16 protein-coding genes, 1 other RNA gene and 1 pseudogene are annotated in these 19,047 nt (G+C 64.7%); 7 read left to right on the plus strand and 11 right to left on the minus strand.

The features are described 5' to 3' along the window. Positions 1-89 precede the first annotated feature (89 nt). The gene (locus NDY25_RS08735) at positions 90-1,277 is read right to left on the minus strand and encodes a sensor histidine kinase (RefSeq protein ID WP_256627884.1); all 1,188 of its coding nucleotides are present in this window, start codon (positions 1,275-1,277) and stop codon (positions 90-92) included. 435 nt (positions 1,278-1,712) lie between these two features. On the opposite strand from NDY25_RS08735, the gene NDY25_RS08740 reads away from it, so the two are divergent. Further along, a complete protein-coding gene (locus NDY25_RS08740; RefSeq protein ID WP_168959595.1) occupies positions 1,713-2,957 on the plus strand; it encodes an efflux RND transporter periplasmic adaptor subunit in 1,245 nt (414 codons plus the stop codon). Positions 2,958-3,338: 381 nt separating this feature from the next. Further along, a complete protein-coding gene (locus NDY25_RS08745) occupies positions 3,339-4,028 on the plus strand; it encodes an ABC transporter ATP-binding protein (protein WP_006448816.1) in 690 nt (229 codons plus the stop codon). Positions 4,029-4,142: 114 nt separating this feature from the next. Here NDY25_RS08745 and NDY25_RS08750 read toward each other — a convergent pair whose 3' ends face one another. Beyond that, positions 4,143-5,123, minus strand: a complete 981-nt coding sequence (locus tag NDY25_RS08750; protein WP_256627481.1) for an IS5 family transposase — start codon at positions 5,121-5,123, stop codon at positions 4,143-4,145. A gap of 79 nt (positions 5,124-5,202) precedes the next feature. Here NDY25_RS08750 and NDY25_RS08755 point away from each other — a divergent pair, with 79 nt between their 5' ends. The 3 genes from NDY25_RS08755 (at position 5,203) to NDY25_RS08765 (ending at position 8,999) form a co-directional block, all read left to right on the plus strand. Further along, a complete protein-coding gene (locus NDY25_RS08755) occupies positions 5,203-6,363 on the plus strand; it encodes an ABC transporter permease (RefSeq protein WP_168959798.1) in 1,161 nt (386 codons plus the stop codon). A gap of 13 nt (positions 6,364-6,376) precedes the next feature. Further along, positions 6,377-7,696 (plus strand): ABC transporter permease, encoded by a 1,320-nt coding sequence (locus tag NDY25_RS08760; protein ID WP_168959799.1) that lies wholly within the window; start codon positions 6,377-6,379, stop codon positions 7,694-7,696. 187 nt (positions 7,697-7,883) lie between these two features. Next, complete coding sequence (locus NDY25_RS08765; RefSeq protein ID WP_168959800.1) at positions 7,884-8,999, plus strand: alpha/beta hydrolase family protein; 1,116 nt, start codon at positions 7,884-7,886, stop codon at positions 8,997-8,999. A 194-nt stretch (positions 9,000-9,193) separates the two neighbouring features. Here NDY25_RS08765 and rarD read toward each other — a convergent pair. Both rarD and yedA read right to left on the minus strand, forming a co-directional pair. Continuing rightward, positions 9,194-10,106: pseudogene (gene rarD / locus NDY25_RS08770) on the minus strand (EamA family transporter RarD). Next, positions 10,103-11,044 carry a drug/metabolite exporter YedA gene (gene yedA / locus NDY25_RS08775; RefSeq protein ID WP_180336609.1) on the minus strand — a complete coding sequence of 314 codons (942 nt, stop codon included), beginning with the start codon at positions 11,042-11,044 and terminating at the stop codon, positions 10,103-10,105. The pseudogene rarD and the gene yedA overlap by 4 nt, the downstream one beginning before the upstream one ends. 44 nt (positions 11,045-11,088) lie before the next feature. Here yedA and NDY25_RS08780 point away from each other — a divergent pair, with 44 nt between their 5' ends. Both NDY25_RS08780 and NDY25_RS08785 read left to right on the plus strand, forming a co-directional pair. Beyond that, positions 11,089-11,559: a Rap1a/Tai family immunity protein gene (locus tag NDY25_RS08780; protein ID WP_104551770.1), complete on the plus strand. Its 471-nt coding sequence runs from the start codon at positions 11,089-11,091 to the stop codon at positions 11,557-11,559. Between the two features lie 59 nt (positions 11,560-11,618). After that, a non-coding RNA gene (locus tag NDY25_RS08785) (sX9 sRNA) lies at positions 11,619-11,695 on the plus strand. A 112-nt stretch (positions 11,696-11,807) separates the two neighbouring features. Here NDY25_RS08785 and NDY25_RS08790 read toward each other — a convergent pair. From NDY25_RS08790 to rocF, 7 genes are all read right to left on the minus strand, one after another. Next, positions 11,808-13,460 (minus strand): M28 family metallopeptidase, encoded by a 1,653-nt coding sequence (locus NDY25_RS08790; RefSeq protein WP_425510782.1) that lies wholly within the window; start codon positions 13,458-13,460, stop codon positions 11,808-11,810. Positions 13,461-14,284: 824 nt separating this feature from the next. Beyond that, the gene (locus tag NDY25_RS08795; protein ID WP_168959805.1) at positions 14,285-15,229 is read right to left on the minus strand and encodes an MBL fold metallo-hydrolase; all 945 of its coding nucleotides are present in this window, start codon (positions 15,227-15,229) and stop codon (positions 14,285-14,287) included. 200 nt (positions 15,230-15,429) lie between these two features. After that, a complete protein-coding gene (locus NDY25_RS08800; RefSeq protein WP_168959806.1) occupies positions 15,430-16,719 on the minus strand; it encodes a tryptophan--tRNA ligase in 1,290 nt (429 codons plus the stop codon). Positions 16,720-16,892: 173 nt separating this feature from the next. Further along, on the minus strand, positions 16,893-17,102 hold the full coding sequence (locus NDY25_RS08805) for a CsbD family protein (RefSeq protein WP_251754913.1): 210 nt from the start codon (positions 17,100-17,102) through the stop codon (positions 16,893-16,895). A 241-nt stretch (positions 17,103-17,343) separates the two neighbouring features. Further along, positions 17,344-17,478 (minus strand): entericidin A/B family lipoprotein, encoded by a 135-nt coding sequence (locus NDY25_RS08810; RefSeq protein WP_006451341.1) that lies wholly within the window; start codon positions 17,476-17,478, stop codon positions 17,344-17,346. Between the two features lie 78 nt (positions 17,479-17,556). Further along, positions 17,557-17,709 carry an entericidin A/B family lipoprotein gene (locus NDY25_RS08815; RefSeq protein WP_006451340.1) on the minus strand — a complete coding sequence of 51 codons (153 nt, stop codon included), beginning with the start codon at positions 17,707-17,709 and terminating at the stop codon, positions 17,557-17,559. A gap of 109 nt (positions 17,710-17,818) precedes the next feature. Continuing rightward, positions 17,819-18,742, minus strand: coding sequence for an arginase (gene rocF, locus NDY25_RS08820; protein WP_046931980.1), 924 nt, complete (start codon positions 18,740-18,742; stop codon positions 17,819-17,821). Positions 18,743-19,047: the final 305 nt, after the last annotated feature.

Genomic DNA, 19,047 nt, shown 5'->3' on the forward strand with positions numbered 1-19,047 from the left:
CGCGCGCTCGTCTGCAGACAACGGTGGCGCACGATAGCAGCCGTGGCGCATGCCGTGCATTGAGTGAGGTGCAGTCGGCGCAGGTGCAATCAACGCGACTGCGGCACCAGCGGCACCGGCAATGGCGGCAGTGCCGGTGCCAGCGTGGGGCGTGGCAACGGCACGCTGGCGCGCAGGCGCATGCCGCGCGGCAGGGCCTCCACCTCCAGCGCGCCACCCAGTCCATGCAGGCGCGTGCGCATGCCGTCCAGGCCATTGCCGGGCACGATCACACCGCCGCGCCCGTCGTCGCTGATGTCCAGCACCGCCTGCTCGCCTTGCGCGCGCAGGCTCACGCACACACGTCTGGCTTGCGCATGCCGTTGCACATTGGTGGCCGCTTCGCGCACCACCAGGGCCAGTGCGGTTTCGTGTTCGGGCGGCAATGCCAGCGCTTCCAGCTGGTGTTCCAGCACGATGCCGTCCATGTCCAGCAACACGCGTGCCGATGCCAGCTCGGCCACCAGCCCGACGGCGCGGATGCCGGTGACCGCACGCCGCACCTGCGCCAAGGCATCGCGCGAAATCTGCGCCACTGCATCGATCTCGCTGCGCGCGGCCTGCGGGTCGCGTTCGATCAGGCGCGCGGCCAGATCGGACTTGAGCGCCACCAACGACAAGTTGTGGCCGAGCAGATCGTGCAGGTCGCGCCCGATGCGCTCGCGCTCGGCGGTGGCGGCCAATCGACGTACTTCGTCCTGCGACAGCCTTAGCAACGCGTCCTTGCGTTCGTTGATGCTGTAGACAGCCCCAACCGCAGCCATGCCCAGCACCGACACCGGCAGCCACACCAGCGACTGCAGGCGCATCCCCAGCCAGTGCGCCCAGCCCAGGTACAGCGCGTTCATCACCACCAGCATCGCGAAGTGTCGCCACACCGCATGCCGCGTGGACGGGCGCAAGCTCAGACAGGCGAACACGAAATAGCTGATGCCGGAGGGATACACCGGCAACAACGCGGCACTGAGCACGCCCATCGCCCAGGCATAGCGATACAGGGTGCCGCGCGGCGCCAGCAACATGCGCGCGTTCAGCAGCAGGAACACCGGATAGGACAGCAGCGTGCACAGCAGCCAGGTGCTGTCGTACCCGCGCGAGGAAAACACCGGCACCACGAACACCCAGCTCGACCACAGCAGGTGCACGCCATCCATCCACGGCGACTGGCCTTGCGCCAGCCGCGCGGCAACCTGCGAATTGGCGGCGGGGCGAAGCCAAGCGGGAAGCCATAAGCGCATCGGGATGGGTCCCTGTGAGTGATCGGATTCTGTCACTGCCGGGCCCGCCGCGTGAGGCGAGGCAACGGGCCGCTGCGGGCGAGCGGTCTCATGCATCTGCAGCGCCCGGTTGCGCAGGTACATGGCAATCCCTTGAAACAGCGAGCGGCACGTACAGGCAGTGCAGGTGGACGCAGAGCATGGCGATTCCGGCAGTCATGACGATGGCGCAGCGTGACCCATCACTGCGAGCGCGGCCAGTCGCCGCTGTCATGGCGTGCAGGTGACAGCTGTCACTGGTGGCCGACGCCGCCGTGGTCGCATGCTGCGCAGCACCTTGCAGTAGCGTTGGATCGCACGACCGTTCGTCGCCGCAGCTGTGTTGGTGACTTCCGGCAGCTTGCGGCGCCGCCTGCGGCCCGTCACATTTTGCGCAGCATCCCGTCCTGGTCATCGATGAATACTTCCGCCGATCTACTCAAGCAACTCCGCATCGACCGCCAGCGTCCTGCCGCCCCTGAGCCTGCACGGCGCGGTGGCTGGATTATCGCCACCGTTGTCATCGTGATCCTGTTGGCAACTGCGGCGTGGTGGTTCACCCGTCGCCCGGTGGCGAAGGTGCAGACCGCACCGGTGGTGGCGATCAGCGCCGGCAGCAGCAGCGCCTCGGTGCTGGATGCGTCGGGCTACGTGGTGGCGCGGCGCATGGCCACGGTGTCGGCGCAGGTCACCGGCAAGGTGCGCGAGGTGATGATCGAAGAAGGCATGCGTGTCGAACAAGGCCAGGTGATGGCCACGCTGGACCCGCTGGATGCCGAAGCACAGCGCACGCTGTCTGCATCGCAACTGTCTGCCGCACGCAGCCAAGTCGACAACATGCAGGCGCAACTGGCGGTGGCCAATGCCGATGCCACGCGGCTGCAATCGCTGGTCGGCGCGCAACTGGTCTCACGCTCCCAGTACGAGCAGGCCACCGCACAGCGCGACGCCTTGCGCGCACAGCTGCAAAACGCGCAACGCAATGTGCGCGTGGCCTCCGACCAGCTGGCAATCTCGGCGATCCGCTCGGACTTCAACGTGGTCCGTGCACCGTTTGCCGGCGTGGTGACCGCCAAGGCTGCGCAGCCCGGCGAAATCGTCTCGCCGTTGTCGGCCGGCGGCGGCTTCACCCGCACCGGCATCGGCACCATCGTGGATATGGAATCGCTGGAGATCGAGGTGGAAGTCGGCGAGTCCTACATCGGCCGCGTGCAGCCGAAGATGCCGGTGGAAGCGGTGCTCAACGCCTACCCGGAATGGAAGATTCCCGGCGAAGTGATCGCCATCATTCCCACCGCCGACCGCGGCAAGGCCACGGTAAAAGTGCGCGTGGCGTTCAAGGTCAAGGACCCGCGCATCGTGCCGGAGATGGGCGTGCGGGTGAGCTTTCTCGAACAGGCCAAACCGCAGCAAGCCAGCAAGCCGCAGGGCGTACGCGTGCCGGCGGCCGCGCTGGTCGAACGCGACACGCGCACGGTGGCGTTCGTGGTGGGCGAGCGCAACACCGTCAGCGCGCAGACGGTCACTCCCGGCATGGTGATGGGCGAGGACCGCCAGGTGTTATCGGGTTTGAGTGCAGGCGACAGCGTGGTGCTGGATCCACCGCAAAGCCTGAAAGACGGCGACACGGTGGCGGAAGCAGAACCGGACGCTGCCGAGTAACGGAACGACCACTGCGGTAAAACGTGGGTAGCGACGCCGCTCAGGGGAGCACGGCACCCACCTCGGCAGCCAGTTGTATATGCACGTTGCTGCGCATGGATAGCGCTGCGGATGAACAAGCGCAGTGAACACGCACCAAGGAACACGATGTCGAGCTTGATCCGCATCGAACCTCGTTATCGGTCATTGCAGAAATAAAACGCTCGGGCGTCGCCGCCAGACGCAATCGAGCGCTTCGTTCTGGATTCGCGTCTTTTATCGCAACGCGTTGCACTGCGCTACAACGCCACAGCCATCGCATCTTCGCCGTGCCGCTTCATGCAATCGCAGTCGCCATGCCGCACCGCCCTCACTCTTCCCATTGCACCGCCAGGAGTCGCCATGACCGCTCTCGTCAGCTTGCGCAACATCACCAAGACCTACCAACGCGGCCCCGAGCAGGTGCAGGTGTTGCATGGCATCGACCTGGACATTGCCAACGGCGACTTCGTCGCATTGATGGGTCCGTCCGGTTCGGGCAAGACCACCTTGCTCAATCTGATCGGCGGCCTGGACAGCCCCAGCGGTGGCGAGATCGAGATTCAAGGCGAGCGCATCGACCGCATGAGTGGCGGCCAGCTCGCGACCTGGCGCAGTCACCACGTCGGCTTCGTGTTTCAGTTCTACAACCTGATGCCGATGCTCACCGCGCAGAAGAATGTGGAGCTACCCTTGCTGCTCACCTCGCTCAATGCTGCGCAACGCAAACGCAATGCGGAAATTGCATTGACCCTGGTCGGCCTGCAGGAACGCCGCACCCACAAACCCAGCGAGTTATCCGGCGGCCAGCAGCAACGCGTGGCGATTGCGCGCGCGATCGTGTCCGACCCTACTTTCTTGATCTGCGACGAACCCACCGGCGATCTGGATCGCCACAACGCCGAAGAAATTCTGCGCCTGCTGCAGGAACTCAATCGCGAACACGGCAAGACCATCGTGATGGTCACCCACGACCCCAAGGCCGCCGAGTACGCCACCCATACCATCCATCTGGACAAGGGCGAGCTGGCCGACGCGCCGCTTGTGCTCTAAGGAAGGTCTGAACAACGAGGCCTGAGAGTGCGGAATGTCGCATCGTTCCGGAGAGTCGCGTTTGGATTTTAGGATTTTCGCCATTTCTGGCGCTTTCCATGGGAATTCCCCGGGTTACAGGCGCACGCTCCCCATGGCAGGCAGTAACTGCTTTCGCTTCATCCACAGATTGGAGAGCGCAAACAAGGTCAGCACGTGTGCGGTGTTCTTGGCCAGGCCGCGATAGCGGACCTTGGTGTAACCGAACTGGCGCTTGATCACCCGGAACGGATGCTCCACCTTCGCGCGCACGCTGGCCTTGAAGTGTTCCCAACGCTGTTCCCGAGCACGCTCGCGTTTGTTGCCGATGGCTTGCAGCGTCGAGGGCCTGGCGGCAATGAAAAATGCAGCCTTGCAGGTCTGCAGTTCTTCGCGTTTGTCCGCACCGGTGTAGCCGCTGTCGCCGAACACGCTGTCTTCTTTGCCATGCAGTAATGCGTGCGTCACCGTGACGTCGGCGACATTGGCGGCTGTGCAATGGACGTGGTGCACCAGCCCGGAAAATTCATCCACGCCGATGTGCGCCTTCATCCCGAAATACCACTGATTGCCCTTCCTGGTCTGATGCATTTCAGGGTCGCGCGCGTGATCGGCGTTCTTGGTCGAACTGGGTGCAGCGATCAGCGTCGCATCGACGATCGTGCCCGACCGCAGGCTCTGGCCCTTGCGTGCCAGATGCGCGTTGACCGCGTCCAGCATCCGCGCGGCAAGGCCATGGGTCTCCAGCAGGCGCCGAAAGTTCAAAATCGTGGTCTCGTCCGGAACGTTGTCCAAGCCACCGAGCTGGGCAAACCTCCGCAAGATCGGGATCTCGTGCAACGCTTCTTCCATCGCCGGATCGCTCAACGCATACCACTGCTGCAGCAAATGAATCCGCAACATCGTCGCCAGTGCGTATGGCTGTCGACCAGGGCGTCCCGACACCGGATAGTGCGGTGCGATCAGACCGAGCAAGTGCTGCCACGGAACGACCTGCTCCATCTCGGCCAGGAAGATCTCCCGGCGGGTCTGCTTGCGCTTGCCCAGGCCTTCAGCGTCGCCGAACGTCAGTTGCATGGATTACTCCTCAACATGAGGCGGGTAGTGTCGCGTATCTATGGTGCGTTGTTCAGAGCTTCCCTAAAGGAGTGATGCCATGAAGTATCTCTCGTTGGTATGGGCGCAGTTGTTCCGCAGCAAGACCCGCACCTTGTTGACGCTGTTGTCGGTGGTGGCGGCATTCTTGTTGTTCGGCATGCTCGATTCGGTGCGCGTGGCCTTCACCTCCGGCGGCAACGTCAGCGGTGTGGATCGGCTGGTGGTCGCTTCGCGTTTGTCGATCACCCAATCGCTGCCGATCAGCCTGGAATCGCAGATCCGCAGCGTGCCGGGCGTGCGCGATGTGACCTCGGCGATGTGGTTCGGCGGTATTTATCGCGACCCGAAGAACTTCTTCCCGAACTTTTCGGTGGCGCCCAACTTCTTCGACGTCTACAGCGAATACGAGCTGCCCAAGGACCAGCTCAAGGCTTTCCAGACCACGCGCACCGGTGCCATCGTCGGCGAGAGCCTGGCCAAGGCCAATGGCTGGAAGATCGGCGACACCATCCCGTTGCAGGCCACCATCTTTCCGCGCGGTGGCAGCAACGATTGGCCGTTGAAACTGGTCGGCATCTTTCGCATGAAAGACCGCACGGTGGCGGCCAATCAGGAACGCCAGTTGATGATGAACTGGAAATACTTCGACGAGTCCAATGACTACATCAAGAGCAAGGTCAGCTGGTACACGGTGACGCTGCGCAATGCCGACCAGGCCTCGCGGGTGGCACAGGCAATCGATGCGTTGTCGGCCAACTCCGATCACGAAACCAAGTCGCAGACCGAATCGGCCTTCCAGCAGGCCTTCATCAAACAGTTCGCCGATATCGGGTTGATCGTCACGTCGATCATGGCGGCGGTGTTTTTCACCTTGTTGCTGCTGACCGGCAACACCATGGCCCAAGCGGTGCGCGAACGCATTCCGGAATTGGCTACGCTCAAGACGCTGGGCTTTCAGGACCGCACCGTGTTGAGTCTGGTGATGGTCGAATCGGTGCTGTTGATCGGGCTGGGCGGTTTGGTCGGCATGGGCCTGGCAGCGCTGGTGATCCCGGCGGTGGCCGCACGCAGCGGCGGAGTGATGCCGGTACAGAGCGTGCCGCTGCAGACCTGGTTGGTCGGGCTGGGGTTGATGGCCGGCATCGGCATCGTGGTGGGTGTGCTGCCGGCGCTACGCGCGCAGCGCTTGAAGATCGTTGATGCCCTCGCCGGCCGCTGACAGGAGCAGGCACATGCAAACCAAATGGAAGAACCGTCTCGTCAATCTGGTGTCGGTCGTGTTGCTGGCCGTCGGGCTGGGCGTGTGGATCGCGCTGCCGTGGATCGGCGTATTGGTGATCGCCGTCGTGCTGGCGGTGTGGCTGGTGGCCACACGCAGCGGCCGGCTGTCGTTGGCCGCCGCGCGTATCGGCATCGCCACCTTGCCGCAACGCTGGGGTGCCAGCTCGGTGATCGTGGTCGGCATTGCCGGCGTGGTCGGCGTGCTGGTGGCGATGCTGGCGATGGGCCAGGGCTTCCAGGCCACGCTCAACAACACCGGCGACGACACCACTGCCATTGTGTTGCGCGGCGGCTCGCAGGCGGAAACCAACTCGGTGATCACCCGCAACCTGGTGCCGCTGATCAGCAGCCTGCCCGGCATCGCCGCCGATGCCAACGGCCGCCCGCTGCTGTCGCCGGAGCTCTCGCAAGTGGTCAACATCGCCTCCAAATCCGATGGCACCGACGTCAACGCGCAAGTGCGTGGCGTGGGCGAACAGGCCTGGGCGGTGCACGACAAGGTCAAGCTCGTGCAGGGACGCCGCTTCACCACCGGCCTGCGCGAGATCGTGGTCGGCAAGGGCGCGTTGAATCAGTTCCGCGGGCTGGAACTGGGCAAGACGCTCACCCTCGGCAGCCAGCAATGGACCGTGGTCGGCGTGTTCGCCTCCGGCGATGCGCACGATTCGGAGCTGTGGACCGATGCGCAGACGCTGGCCACCACCTACAACCGCAGCGCGTATCAATCGATCAGCGTCCGCACTGCGGGCAAGGCTGGATTTGGCCAGTTCAAGACCGCCATGGCCGCCGACCCGCGGCTCAAGCTGGATGTGGAAACCACCCGCGCGTACTACGGCAAACAAGGCGGCGGCTTGAACAAGTTGATCAGCATCCTGGGCACGGTGATCGGCGCGATCATGGCGGTGGGCGCGGTGTTCGGCGCGCTCAACACCATGTATGCGGCGGTGGCCACGCGGGCGCGCGAGATCGCCACCATGCGTGCGATCGGTTTTCGCGGCACACCGGTGATCATGGCGCTGATGCTGGAAACCATGTTGCTGGCGCTGCTGGGCGGCCTGCTCGGTGGCCTGATCGCCTGGGCGGTGTTCAACGGCTATAGCGTGTCCACGCTGGGCAACAACTTCAGCCAGATCGTGTTCCAGTTCAAGGTCTCGCCGGAGCTGTTGTGGAGCGGGCTGAAATGGGCGCTGGGCATCGGTCTGGTCGGCGGGCTGTTCCCGGCATTGCGGGCGGCGCGGCTCCCGATCACCACGGCGTTGCGTGAGGTGTAAGGCGGGCTGTTGGCCCGCCGGGAATGGGGAATCGGGAGTGGGGAATCGTTGCAGCCAAGGCAGCTGAGCGCGGGTGCCGCGGCTGAACACATTGCAGGCTGTCATCGTTTTGTCACTGTAATGCGGTAGATGCGCGGGTCGGGCAGGCCGTAGCCTGCTCGACCGTTTCATCCATTGATCTCTCGCCATGATGCGCCTGATTCTGCTGGCCTGCGCCTGCCTGTGGCTGGCCGGTTGTTCTTCGTCCTCGACCTCGCTCAGCGAGCGCCTGGTTGCGCCCGGTGGCGTATCGCCGTTGCTGGACGAGGAGCGCATCGCCGCCACCATCGCCACGGTGCCCAACCGCAGCGGGCATGTGGTGACGCGCGATCAGGTGCCGATCTTCTGGCGCGCCATCGACCCCGGCCAGTACGCCATGCAGTACCGCTATCTCGGCCAGCGCAACGATCCGGCGCATGTGCTGGATGTCGATTTCAGCTTCAAGGTGCCCACCGCCACCCCACCCACGCCGCGCGGCACGGTGGTGCTGTTGCATGGCTGGATGATGGATGGCGATTCGCTGCTGCCATGGTCGCTGGAATTGGCGCAGGCCGGCTACCGGGTGATCACCATCGACCTGCGCAATCACGGCCATTCCGGCGGTGGCCCATCCGGTTACGGCACACGCGAATCCGATGACGTGATCGATGTGCTCGATGCGCTGCAGCCGCGCGGCGAAATCCGCGGCCCGCTGTATCTGTTCGGCATTTCCTATGGCGCTGCCACCGCGCTGTTCACCGCCGACAAACTTGGGCCGCGCGTCGCCGGTGTGGTAGCGATGGAATCCTTCGCCAATGCCGGGCGTGGCATCCGCGACATGGTGCCGCACCTGCTCACCAGCCAACCGAACGGCTGGCGCGGGCAGGCGGTGGCCGCCTATGCACGTTGGCGCTATGCCGACCAGAATATCGATGCGGTGATCGCTGCCGCCGACAGCCAACTCCAGCTGGATCTGGACCACGTCGATGTCGCGCACGCCCTGGCCGACACCCGCAGCTGCGTGCTGCTGTTGCATGGCGATGCCGATCAGCACATCCCGGTCGCACACGGGCGTGCGCTGGCGCTGGCCAGCCCCCGCGCGCACTACGTCGAGTTGCCCGACGAAAACCATCTGAGCCTGCCACTGCGGCTGGACCTGCTTGGCGGGCCCATCGATCAATGGCTGGCGCAAACGCAACAGGACCCGAGCCACTGTCCGGCGCCACAGGCACTGCCGACCTCTACGCTCGCGGTGGCGACACCGGCAGTGGCGCCGCGCGGCTGAGAGCGGCCGACAAAACGTCGCGCGCGGTCCTCAGTGGGAGCGGACCGCACGCTCCTGACCGGCGTTTACAAATGACATGCCGATGTCGAGCAGCGACTGCGCCCGCACGGCGCTGAGCGCAGTGGTCTGGCAGTCCCCTGCATCCAGACGGGAGCCGTACAACGGCAGGCTGCCGGAGCGCGCACAACCGATGCTTAGGGAACCACCACAACCGGCCGCCGCGAACGCCACACGCTGTCGCCAACGAACAACAGCAGCCCGACCCAGATCGCCGCAAACCCGATCGCGCGCGCCTGATCGAACGGCTCGTGGAAGAACCACACGCCCAGCAGCAACTGCAGGCTCGGCCCGATGTATTGCAGGATGCCCACCAGCGACAGCGGAATCCGTCGCACGCCATACGCAAATCCGATCAGCGGCACCGCCGTTACCACGCCGCCGAAGATCAGCAGCAGGTCGGTGCGCAACTCCCAGCCGCTCAGGAAAGCGCCGCCATGGCCCTGCTCGCCCCAGCCGGCCAGCAGCAGCGCCGGCACGAACAGATACACGCTTTCCACGCCCAACCCGGCCACCGGATCCACTGCCACCAGCTTGCGCAGCAAGCCGTAGGCACCGAACGAAAACGCCAGCCCTAAGGCGATCCACGGCGGCGCACCGGCATCGATGGTCAACCACAGCACGCCGAGTGTGGCGCACACCACCGCCACCCACTGGATGCGCTGCAGGCGTTCCTTGAGCACCAGCACGCCCAGCAACACGCTCAGCAACGGATTGATGAAGTAGCCCAGGCTGGCCTCGATCACATGCCCGGCGTTGATCGCCCAGATGTACAGGCCCCAGTTGAATGCAATCGCCACGCTGCTGCCGGCCAGCATCCACAACGCGCGTGGCTGCGCGGCGATGGCGCGCCACCAACGCAGGCCCGATGTCGCCAGCAACCACGCCACTACCAGCACCGTGCTCCAGACGATGCGGTGCGCAATGATCTGCAGCGACGGGCACCGCCTTGAGCAGATGCCAGTACAGCGGCACCAGGCCCCAGATCACGAAGGTCGATGCGGTGATCAACAGCCCGCGACGCGCCTCGATCGGCGAGACCGCACTCATCGCCGCGCCTTGGCCAAGGTCACCACCAATACGCCCGCCAGAATCACCGCCATCGCACCGATATCGTGCGCGCTGAAACGCTCATGCCCGAGCCAGGCGCCCAACCCCACCGCAATCACCGGATTGACGTAGGCGTAGCTGCCGGCCAACGCCGGGCGCACGTGATGCAGCAGCCACACGTAGGCGGTGAACGCCACGATCGAACCGAACACGCACAGGTACGCAACTGCGATCAGTCCGTGCGGCGTCGGCAAGGTCTGCGGGCGCTCGCCGATCAGCAGGCCGGTGCTCACCAACAGCACGCCGCCACACAGCATCTGCCCGGCGGCAGTCATGAACGGCGAGGGCAGATCGCGCCCGCGCGACCACACCGAACCGAACGCCCAGCCGATCGGTGCGATCAGCAACAACACCAATCCGCCAGGCGTCGCGGTCAGGCTGCTACCGGCGTTGAGCCAGACCACACCGAGGAAGCCGATCACGATGCCCAGCCATTCGCCACGGCTGGCATGCTGCCCACGCAACGCGCCGAACAACGCCATCCACAACGGCACCGATGCCACCGACGTGGCGGCCAGGCCGGACGACACGCTGCGCTCGGCCAAGACCACCATGCCGTTGCCCAGCAGCAACAAGGCCGCGCCCATCAAGGCCACGTTCTTCCATTGCGCACGCGTCGGCGCGGCCAGACCGCGCCAGCGCAGTACCGCATACAGCACCGTGCCGGCCACGATAAAGCGCGTGCCCGACACCATGGTCAGCGGCAACGCGCCACCTTCCAGCGCAAATCGGATCGCCAGATAGGTCGAGCCCCAGACCACGTAGACCAGCAACAACGCGAGAGCGACCAGCCCGCTGCGCGCAGGCGCGGCAGCGTCGTGAGAGGAAGACATCGGAACAGGGCCAAGTGCAGCGGAAGCTTCAATTCTAGAGCACATGCCCAAGCCGACGCCGCACGCAGCCAGCGGCCGCCTATCGCGGTATGGTGCGAGCCAATCCGCATCCGAGAGTGCACATGCAGCTTCGCCTTCCCTGGCTGGCCCTGGCCGCCCTGACCACGCTTTCCACCACGGCATCGGCACGCGCACCCGAGCCCTGGGAACTCAGCGGGCGCAAGCTGATCGAGGCCGGGCTGGACGGATCGCTGGCGCCGGAAATCGACGCGCCAGCGCAGCTCGAATTCAAGGTCCTGGTTTCGGCCAGCCGCGCCGGCGCCTACCTGCTCGGCGTCGCCAGCGCCAGCTACCGCACGCAGTGGTGCATGCCGGCAGGCAAGGCAGGCACACCGGATCTGCAGGCGATCATCGCCGATATCGGCGCGCTGCCCGACGCGCGCCAGGACCAAGCAGCGCCTGACTTGATCGTCCAGGCGCTGGCCAAACGCTATCCCTGCGGCGGCGCGCGCGCCAAGGCTGCGGCTGGCAACGCGCAGCGCAATCCTGGCAAACCTTAGCGCGGCTAATAAACGACTGCGCTCACCGCCAGGCGGGCGCGGCCGGTGCTCGGTGCGGCATGTACCACTCGTACACTCCGGTTCTGAGCGCGCCGTCGGCACCCACCTGACGACTGCTCCCTACGGCTTGTTAGCCGCTCTTAGCGCAGGTCCATCGGCAACCATTAATACCTGAGCGTTGACCACAGCGCCGGGCAGTCGAATGTCGCCCGGTTGGTCGAGGGCACGATGCCCTCATCACTGCGCGCTTACTTGCGCGCCGCATCGCTCTTGTCACGGATCGCCTTGAACTCCGAGCCGTCCTGCCAGCTCGGCCACTGCCGGCCATTGGCCAGCGCCACGCCCACGTCGTAGACCAGCGTGGTGTCGGCCGCATGGCCGCTGGCATCCCACTGCGGGGTCCAGCGATCGCAGGGCTGGTGATAGCACTCGGCAAAGTATTTATCGCGCAGCGCCTTGCCGGCCGCGACACCGCCTTCGAGCATGTCCAGACCGGGGCCTGCAGTAATCGCCGGCACACCCATGCGTGCGAACGCGAAATGATCGGCGCGGTAGAAGAAACCCGCTTCCAGATTCGGATCCGGCGAATAGCTGCGCCCGCGCGCCTTGGCGGCCTGCTCCAATTCGCCTTCCAGCGAGACGCGTCCACGTCCCCACGAGGCGATATCGCGGGTGAGGCCGTCCGGGCTGAACATCTCCATGTTCAGCACCGCCACGGTCTTGTCCAACGGCGCCAGCGGATGCGCGGCGTAGTAATTGGCACCAAGCAGACCCTTCTCTTCTGCCGTCAATGCGATGAAATACAGTGTGCGCTGCGGCTTGGGGCCGGCCGCAAAGACGCGCGCCAGTTCCAGCACGCTGGCCACGCCGGTGGCGTTGTCCACTGCGCCACGACGCACGGTATCGCCGCCGGCATCGGCCTTGCCCACACCGAAGGCATCCCAGTGCGCGGAGAAGATCACCGTCTCGTCCGGATGCTGGCTGCCGGTGAGCTTGGCCACCACGTTATGCGTGACCACGCGCTCGCGCTTGAGCTTGAAGTCCACTGACAGCTTGGCATCGCCCAACACGATCGGCGCGAAATCGCGCTGCTGCGCACGCTGCTTGGCCTGCGCAAAATCCAGCCCGGCGCGCTGGAACAGCGACACCGCCAACGCCTGCTGCATCCATCCGCGCACCGGCACATGCTGCGCCTTCGCATCGGCATCGCTGCGTTCGATATCGAACAACGGCGACAGGCCCGAGCTCTGCACCGTCGCCCAGCCGTACGCGGCCGGCGCGGTCTCGTGCACGATCAACACGCCGGCAGCGCCGCGGCGTGCGGCCTCTTCGTACTTGTAGGTCCAGCGGCCGTAGTAGGTCACCGCCTTGCCATCGAATGCGCCAGGCTGCGGCGCTTCGAAGTCGGCATCGTTGATCAGCACCACCGCGATCTTGCCGCGCAGATCCACGCCCTTGTAGTCGTCCCACTGCCGCTCCGGCGCACTGATGCCGTAGCCGACGAACACCAGCGGTGCGTTCTTCAAGCTCACCGCATCCAGCGGGCGCAGACTCTGCAAAGTCACATCGGTGCCATTGACCAGGGTCTGGGTCTTGCCGCCGACGCGCAGGCTGGCGCGCACCGGGCCATCCACCTGCGCGCGTACCAACGGTACTGCCTGGGTCCAACCGCCCTGCTCGCCGCCCGGCTGCAACCCTGCCGTCTTGAACTGCTCGACCAGGTAATCCACGGTGCGCTGCTCACCGGCGCTGGCCGGCGCGCGCCCTTCGAATTCATCCGATGCCAGTAGGCGCACATGCCGCGACAACGCCTCGGCATCGATGCCGCCGCCGGGCAGATCGTTGGCGGCCTGCGCCACGCCTCCCACAAACAGGCAGGCGGACAACAACAGGATGCGCATCGGATTCACGGCGTGGCCTTGCAACAGATAGATGACACACAGTTTACAAGCGTGCGGCCGACACCGGAGCGCTAGGACACGAGAATGCATTCGATCGCATGGACTGCATGCCTTGCTAAAGCCCGGGAAGCGTTTTTTCATTGAAGCCAGCGCGCAGGCAGCGTTATCGAGAATGTCTCATTGCGCCAGACGCCGATGAAACAGATCACGCGCAACATTTTTTCCTACGGTGTGGATGCGTCGTGGGCAGAGCGGCTGAGCTGCGGCTTGGCTGCAGGGTCCTTGCCCGCCCACCATCGCGGGACACGCTGCAAGTACGTCCATGTAAGCTCTTCTGCGGCATCCATGCCGCATAAGGTCCCGCGACGGTGGGCGGGCAAGGACCCGTCGAGGTGGTCGGTGCGCATGGTTGCAAGCAACGCATGACGTGCGTTTTCGGATAACGCCGCAGCGATCAGCTTCGCAACGCAATACGCAACGCGATCACAGGCAGGCTTTCACCCCACCACCGACCAACTTTATGGTGCGGTGTCCTCACCGATTGCGGGACCGTGTGGCGGCATGGATGCCGCCACCGAGCCTACATGGACGTACTTGCGGCGTGTCCCGCGAGCGGTGAGGGCACCGCGCCCTCGACCAACCAAGTTTTGGTGCATGGTTGCGAGCAGTGCGCGTTGCGCTGCGGTCTGATCGGCTCTTTTCGATGCGAGCAACGTCACTGCCATTCCCGACATCACTCCACTTGTCAGCCAAGGCGAGTGCGGCCAACACGTTGCAGCCAGCGATACAGCGTTCAAGCGATTTTGTCAGCCGCTCCAAGCGCGCTAACTCGTCCGCGTTGCGCGATCCAGCCAGCACGCCAGGCCCTGCGCGTTGAGTTCGATATCGGTGGCCAGCAACTGCGCCACGCTCGCATCGTCCAGGCGACAACCGTGCAGGCGGGCGCGCTCCAGATACAGCTCACTCAACGCCGCCACCATGCAGCGATGGCGGTCCGCACGCTGTGCGCAGCTCAGTGCAATGGCGGTCATCGCATGGATCTGCTCGATCAACGCTTGCGCCAACGGCTCCGGCGATGTGACACGCCCGTAATGGGTCAGATACATCGCGGCCGGCGTCGTCTCCATCAGCCGCGCGATCGAGTGCAGCATCGCTTCCGGCTCGAACTGCACCGGCGAAGAGGTCGGCAGGATGAAAGCGCCTTGTGCGCTATCGAGCTGGCGATACGACAAGCCGAAGGTGTCGCCAGTGAACCAACTGCGGCTGCGTGCATCCCACACGCACAGATGATGCCGCGCGTGCCCGGGCGTCTCGATCGTGCGCAGCGCGCGCTCGCCCAGCATCACGGTCTGCCCATCGGCTGCTTCCACCACCCGCTCGGCGGGCACCGGCACGATGGCGCCATAACTGCGCGCCATTTCCGCCTCGCCATACACGGCGGTGGCACCGGCAATCAGCCGGGTGGGATCGATCATGTGCGGCGCGCCGCGCGGATGCACCAGCACGCGCGCATTGGGCAGGTGCTGCAGCAAGGCACCCGCGCCGCCAGCGTGATCCAGATGCACATGGGTCAGGATCAACCACTCCACCTGCGCAGGCGTCAGCCTGGCGGAGTGCAACGCAGCCAGCATGTGCGGCACCGACAGCGAGGTACCGCAATCGACGAAGGCGCCACGCTGGCCCTCAACGATCAGGTACGCCGCATCGAACTGCACACCGCCAAAGCCGGTATCGATGGTCTGGATGCTGGAATCGGCTATCGCTGTCATTCCCACACCATGCTTGCCCAGAAAACCGCAGTGTAGGCGCAAGGGCTTTGCGCTGGCTGTGTTCGCAGTTCCAGGCAGCGATGCATCAGTCGCCTGGACAGCGCTGCCGTCAGGCTGCTCTTATCGGAATTCGACATCGCACGGCCAGGCGATCACCTCGTACCGTCAGCCGTCAGCCGCGATGCATTGCTGCGCGCCGATCACCCCTCGCGCAACACACGCATTGCGGCAAGGATCACGTCTGTATTCACCTGCGCATGCACGCCCGGCAATTGCAGATCACTGGCCTGCTCGGCCTGTTTCAAGCGTGCAATCAACTGACCCGCATCGCGTGGCGAGGCGAAGCCATCGCTCTGCAGCAGCAACGCACCGGCGCCATCGTTCAACTTGAAGTAGAACTGCCCGTCGCTCTCGCGATATTGCTTGAACACCGGCGGTGCGACTTTTTCGTCTGCGTCCACGGACGTCGTCGCGGCCTGACTGGACAGATCGCGCAGACCCACCGCAGCGCGCAACTCGGCCAGAAACGGCGTGGCATAGCGCGCGCGCAGACGTGCGCCACCGGCGCGCAGAATGGCCTCGATCTTCGCCGGCTCGGCCATCAGCGCCTCATAGCGCGTGCGCAGCGGCGTAATTTCCTGGTCGATCCGCTCGAACAGCTGTTGCTTGGCATCGCCCCAGCCGATGCCATCGGCAAAGGCCTGCGCAAATGCAGCCGTTTCCTGCGGCGTGGCGAAGGCCTGATACAGCTGGAACAACGCCGAACCCTGCGTGTCCTTGGCTTCGCCCGGCGCGCGCGAATCGGTGAGGATGGAGAACACCAGCTTGCGCAGTTCCTCGCGCGGGGCGAACAGCGGAATCGTATTGCCGTAACTCTTGCTCATCTTGCGGCCGTCCAGGCCTGGCAACGTGGACACCTGCTCGTCGATCACCGCCTCGGGCAGGGTGAAGAAGTCGCGGCCATACACATGGTTGAAGCGCTGAGCGAAATCGCGCGCCATCTCGATATGCTGGATCTGGTCGCGCCCCACCGGCACCTTATGCGCGTTGAAGATCAGGATGTCCGCCGCCATCAGCACCGGGTACATGAACAAGCCGGCGGTTACGCCCGCGTCCTCGTCCTCGCCCTCGGCGCGGTTCTTGTCCACCGCCGCCTTGTAGGCATGCGCGCGGTTGAGGATGCCCTTGCCGGCCACGCAGGTCAGCAGCCATAGCAACTCGGTGGTCTCCGGCACATCGGATTGGCGATAGAACCACACCGTTTCCGGGTCCAGCCCGCAGGCCAGCCAGCTGGCGGCGATTTCCAGGGTGGAGCGCTGCGTGCGCGCCGGGTCCTGCGCCTTGATCAAGCTGTGCAGGTCGGCCAGGAAATAGAAGCTCTCCGCATCGGCGCCGGCGCTGGCCTGGATCGCCGGGCGGATCGCACCGACATAATTGCCCAGGTGCGGGGTGCCGGAGGTGGTGATGCCGGTAAGGACGCGAGTGGTCATCTGCATGAAGGCCAGGAAGTCAGCGCACAAGTTTAGCGGTTCCGTGCGCCGGGCATGGACGCGCCGGTTTTGCATGCGTTGTTCCTGCCGGCAGACGCAAAACGGGCCGCATCAGGCGGCCCGTCGTGTGCAGGTGTCGCTCACTTCATCGCATGAGCGGCCTTGCGGATGGCTCAGGTATCGTCGCGCAGCGACTTTTCGAAGGCGCGCACTTCGGTCTGGGCGCGATCGCGATCCCAGCCGTAACGCTCCTGAAGCTTGCCTTGCAGATACTCGGCGTTGCCTTCGGCGATCTTGAAATCGTCGTCGGTCAAGTCGCTCCACTTGGCCTGCGCCTTGCCTTTGAGCTGGGTCCACTTGCCGGAAATGATGTCAGTGTTCATGCGTTGACTCCGCTTGATGCGGCCGCGATTGACCGTGGCGTCAGGTTGCCGATGGACGCGTTCGCTGCAGATCAAAAGCTGTCAAACCCGGACTCACCGCACTGAACGTTCGCTTACGCGTGCGGTGCACGCGGCGCATGTCGATACACGCAGAACTGGCGCGTCGAACGCAGCAGTTCCCGAAAACATAGGCGAAAAAAAACGGGCCTTACGGCCCGTTTTTTAAGCATGCAGCGCTAGATCACTTGCGCGCAGCGTCTTCCACTTTCTCGCCAGCGCCCTGCACGTCCTTGCCGGCACCTGCGACGGTGTTGCAACCCGCCAACATACCGACCGAAAACACCGACAGCACCAGCAGCATAATTGCACGCTTCATAACAAACTCCTTCGTGGGTAAACGGCGACGTGCCGCAGATCAATCAATTCGAACAACAAGATCAAACAAAACCTGGAATCAGCACTTACCGTCGCTGCAATTATCGGCCTTCTTTTCGACCTTCTCACCTGCGCCCTGCATGTCCTTGCCGGCGCCGGCCATGGTGTTGCAGCCAGTCATCACGCCAGCCGAAAACAGGCCTAGCACCATCAGTGTCAGCAGTCGCTTCATCGGTCTTCCTCAGTTCTGCATTCGGTGCCAACGCACCGCGCTTGGCGCCAAATCTGACTGCGTGGCCGTGGATTTGATGTGAACGTGGCGTGCCGCGTTCAGCAATCGATCAATCTCGCATCAGCGTGGACTTGCCGAACAGGCTCTCCACCAGATCCACCGCCAGCTCGGCGGTCGCGTTGCGGTTGTCCAGCACCGGATTGAGTTCGACGATGTCCAGCGACCCCATACGCCCGGTGTCGGCAATCATCTCCATCACCAGCTGCGCCTCGCGGTAGTTGGGACCACCGGGCACGGTGGTGCCCACGCCCGGCGCGATGCTGGGGTCGAGGAAGTCCACATCGAAGCTCACGTGCAGATGGGTGTCCGCGCTCATGCCCTGCAAGGCGGTCTCCATGGTGCGCTTCATGCCGGCCTCGTCGATGTAGCGCATGTCGTAGACATCGATGCGGTGCTGTTTGATTAGGCGCTTCTCCTCCGGGTCCACCGAGCGGATGCCGATCTGCCGCACCTGCTCGGGCAGCAGCGCCGGCGCGCTGCCGCCCAGATGAGTCAGCGCCTGCGGGCCCAGCCCACACAGGCAGGCCACCGGCATGCCGTGCACGTTGCCCGATGGCGTCACCTCGCTGGTATTGAAGTCCGAATGCGCATCCAGCCACAGCACCCGTAGCGGGCGCCCCTGTTCGCGGCAGTACTTGGCCACCGCCGTGATCGAACCGATGCCCAGGCAATGGTCGCCGCCGAGCATGATCGGCATGCGCCCGGCGCATAGTTCGGCATAGCTGGCGTCCATCAGCGCCTGGTTCCAGGCCACCACTTCGTCCAGATGCCGGTAGCCTGCCTGCGGGGCCAGCCAGGGATTGCGCGGGCCATCCAGATTGCCCAGGTCGCGCACCTCCACCCCGCGGCCGATCAAGGCCTCCTGCAAGCCGGCGATGCGCAGCGCCTCCGGCCCCATCCGCGCGCCACGGTGGCCGGCGCCTATATCGGTGGGAACGCCAATCAGGGAAACCGGCAGGTACTGCGTCGCCATGCATTGCTCCAGCATCGAGAAAGCGCTGAAGTCTAGTCGTCGGCCCGCGCACTGACGCGCGGCAGCGCAGCACGGCGCGCGGCCTGCGTCACCAATCACGCAATCGCATCTGCCACTGCAGCAATCCGAACAGCGGCCGATACCCCGTAGCGGGCAAGCGTCGGACGGGTGCGGATGGCATGCGCAAAGGCTGCGGTATCAGCGTGATCCATCTCGGCCGGAGCATTACCGACCACCAGCCGCGTTCGCTTGTCAGCTGCGTCGAGAGGTTGATTGCTGCTTCACGTGACGTGGTTGGGCAGTTT

Origin of the sequence: Xanthomonas hortorum pv. pelargonii (assembly GCF_024499015.1) — a bacterium.
In the GTDB taxonomy this organism is placed as follows: Bacteria; Pseudomonadota; Gammaproteobacteria; order Xanthomonadales; family Xanthomonadaceae; genus Xanthomonas; species Xanthomonas hortorum_B.

Coding starts and splice junctions, on each gene's coding strand:
- NDY25_RS08765 (WP_168959800.1), top strand. CDS start 7,884: ATGATGCGCCTGATTCTGCTGGCCTGCGCCTGCCTGTGGCTGGCCGGT.
- NDY25_RS08810 (WP_006451341.1), bottom strand. CDS start 17,478: ATGAAGCGTGCAATTATGCTGCTGGTGCTGTCGGTGTTTTCGGTCGGT.
- NDY25_RS08745 (WP_006448816.1), top strand. CDS start 3,339: ATGACCGCTCTCGTCAGCTTGCGCAACATCACCAAGACCTACCAACGC.
- NDY25_RS08795 (WP_168959805.1), bottom strand. CDS start 15,229: ATGACAGCGATAGCCGATTCCAGCATCCAGACCATCGATACCGGCTTT.
- NDY25_RS08805 (WP_251754913.1), bottom strand. CDS start 17,102: ATGAACACTGACATCATTTCCGGCAAGTGGACCCAGCTCAAAGGCAAG.
- rocF (WP_046931980.1), bottom strand. CDS start 18,742: ATGGCGACGCAGTACCTGCCGGTTTCCCTGATTGGCGTTCCCACCGAT.
- NDY25_RS08800 (WP_168959806.1), bottom strand. CDS start 16,719: ATGACCACTCGCGTCCTTACCGGCATCACCACCTCCGGCACCCCGCAC.
- NDY25_RS08735 (WP_256627884.1), bottom strand. CDS start 1,277: ATGCGCTTATGGCTTCCCGCTTGGCTTCGCCCCGCCGCCAATTCGCAG.
- NDY25_RS08750 (WP_256627481.1), bottom strand. CDS start 5,123: ATGCAACTGACGTTCGGCGACGCTGAAGGCCTGGGCAAGCGCAAGCAG.
- NDY25_RS08790 (WP_425510782.1), bottom strand. CDS start 13,460: ATGCGCATCCTGTTGTTGTCCGCCTGCCTGTTTGTGGGAGGCGTGGCG.
- NDY25_RS08740 (WP_168959595.1), top strand. CDS start 1,713: ATGAATACTTCCGCCGATCTACTCAAGCAACTCCGCATCGACCGCCAG.
- NDY25_RS08755 (WP_168959798.1), top strand. CDS start 5,203: ATGAAGTATCTCTCGTTGGTATGGGCGCAGTTGTTCCGCAGCAAGACC.
- NDY25_RS08780 (WP_104551770.1), top strand. CDS start 11,089: ATGGTGCGAGCCAATCCGCATCCGAGAGTGCACATGCAGCTTCGCCTT.
- NDY25_RS08815 (WP_006451340.1), bottom strand. CDS start 17,709: ATGAAGCGACTGCTGACACTGATGGTGCTAGGCCTGTTTTCGGCTGGC.
- yedA (WP_180336609.1), bottom strand. CDS start 11,044: ATGTGCTCTAGAATTGAAGCTTCCGCTGCACTTGGCCCTGTTCCGATG.
- NDY25_RS08760 (WP_168959799.1), top strand. CDS start 6,377: ATGCAAACCAAATGGAAGAACCGTCTCGTCAATCTGGTGTCGGTCGTG.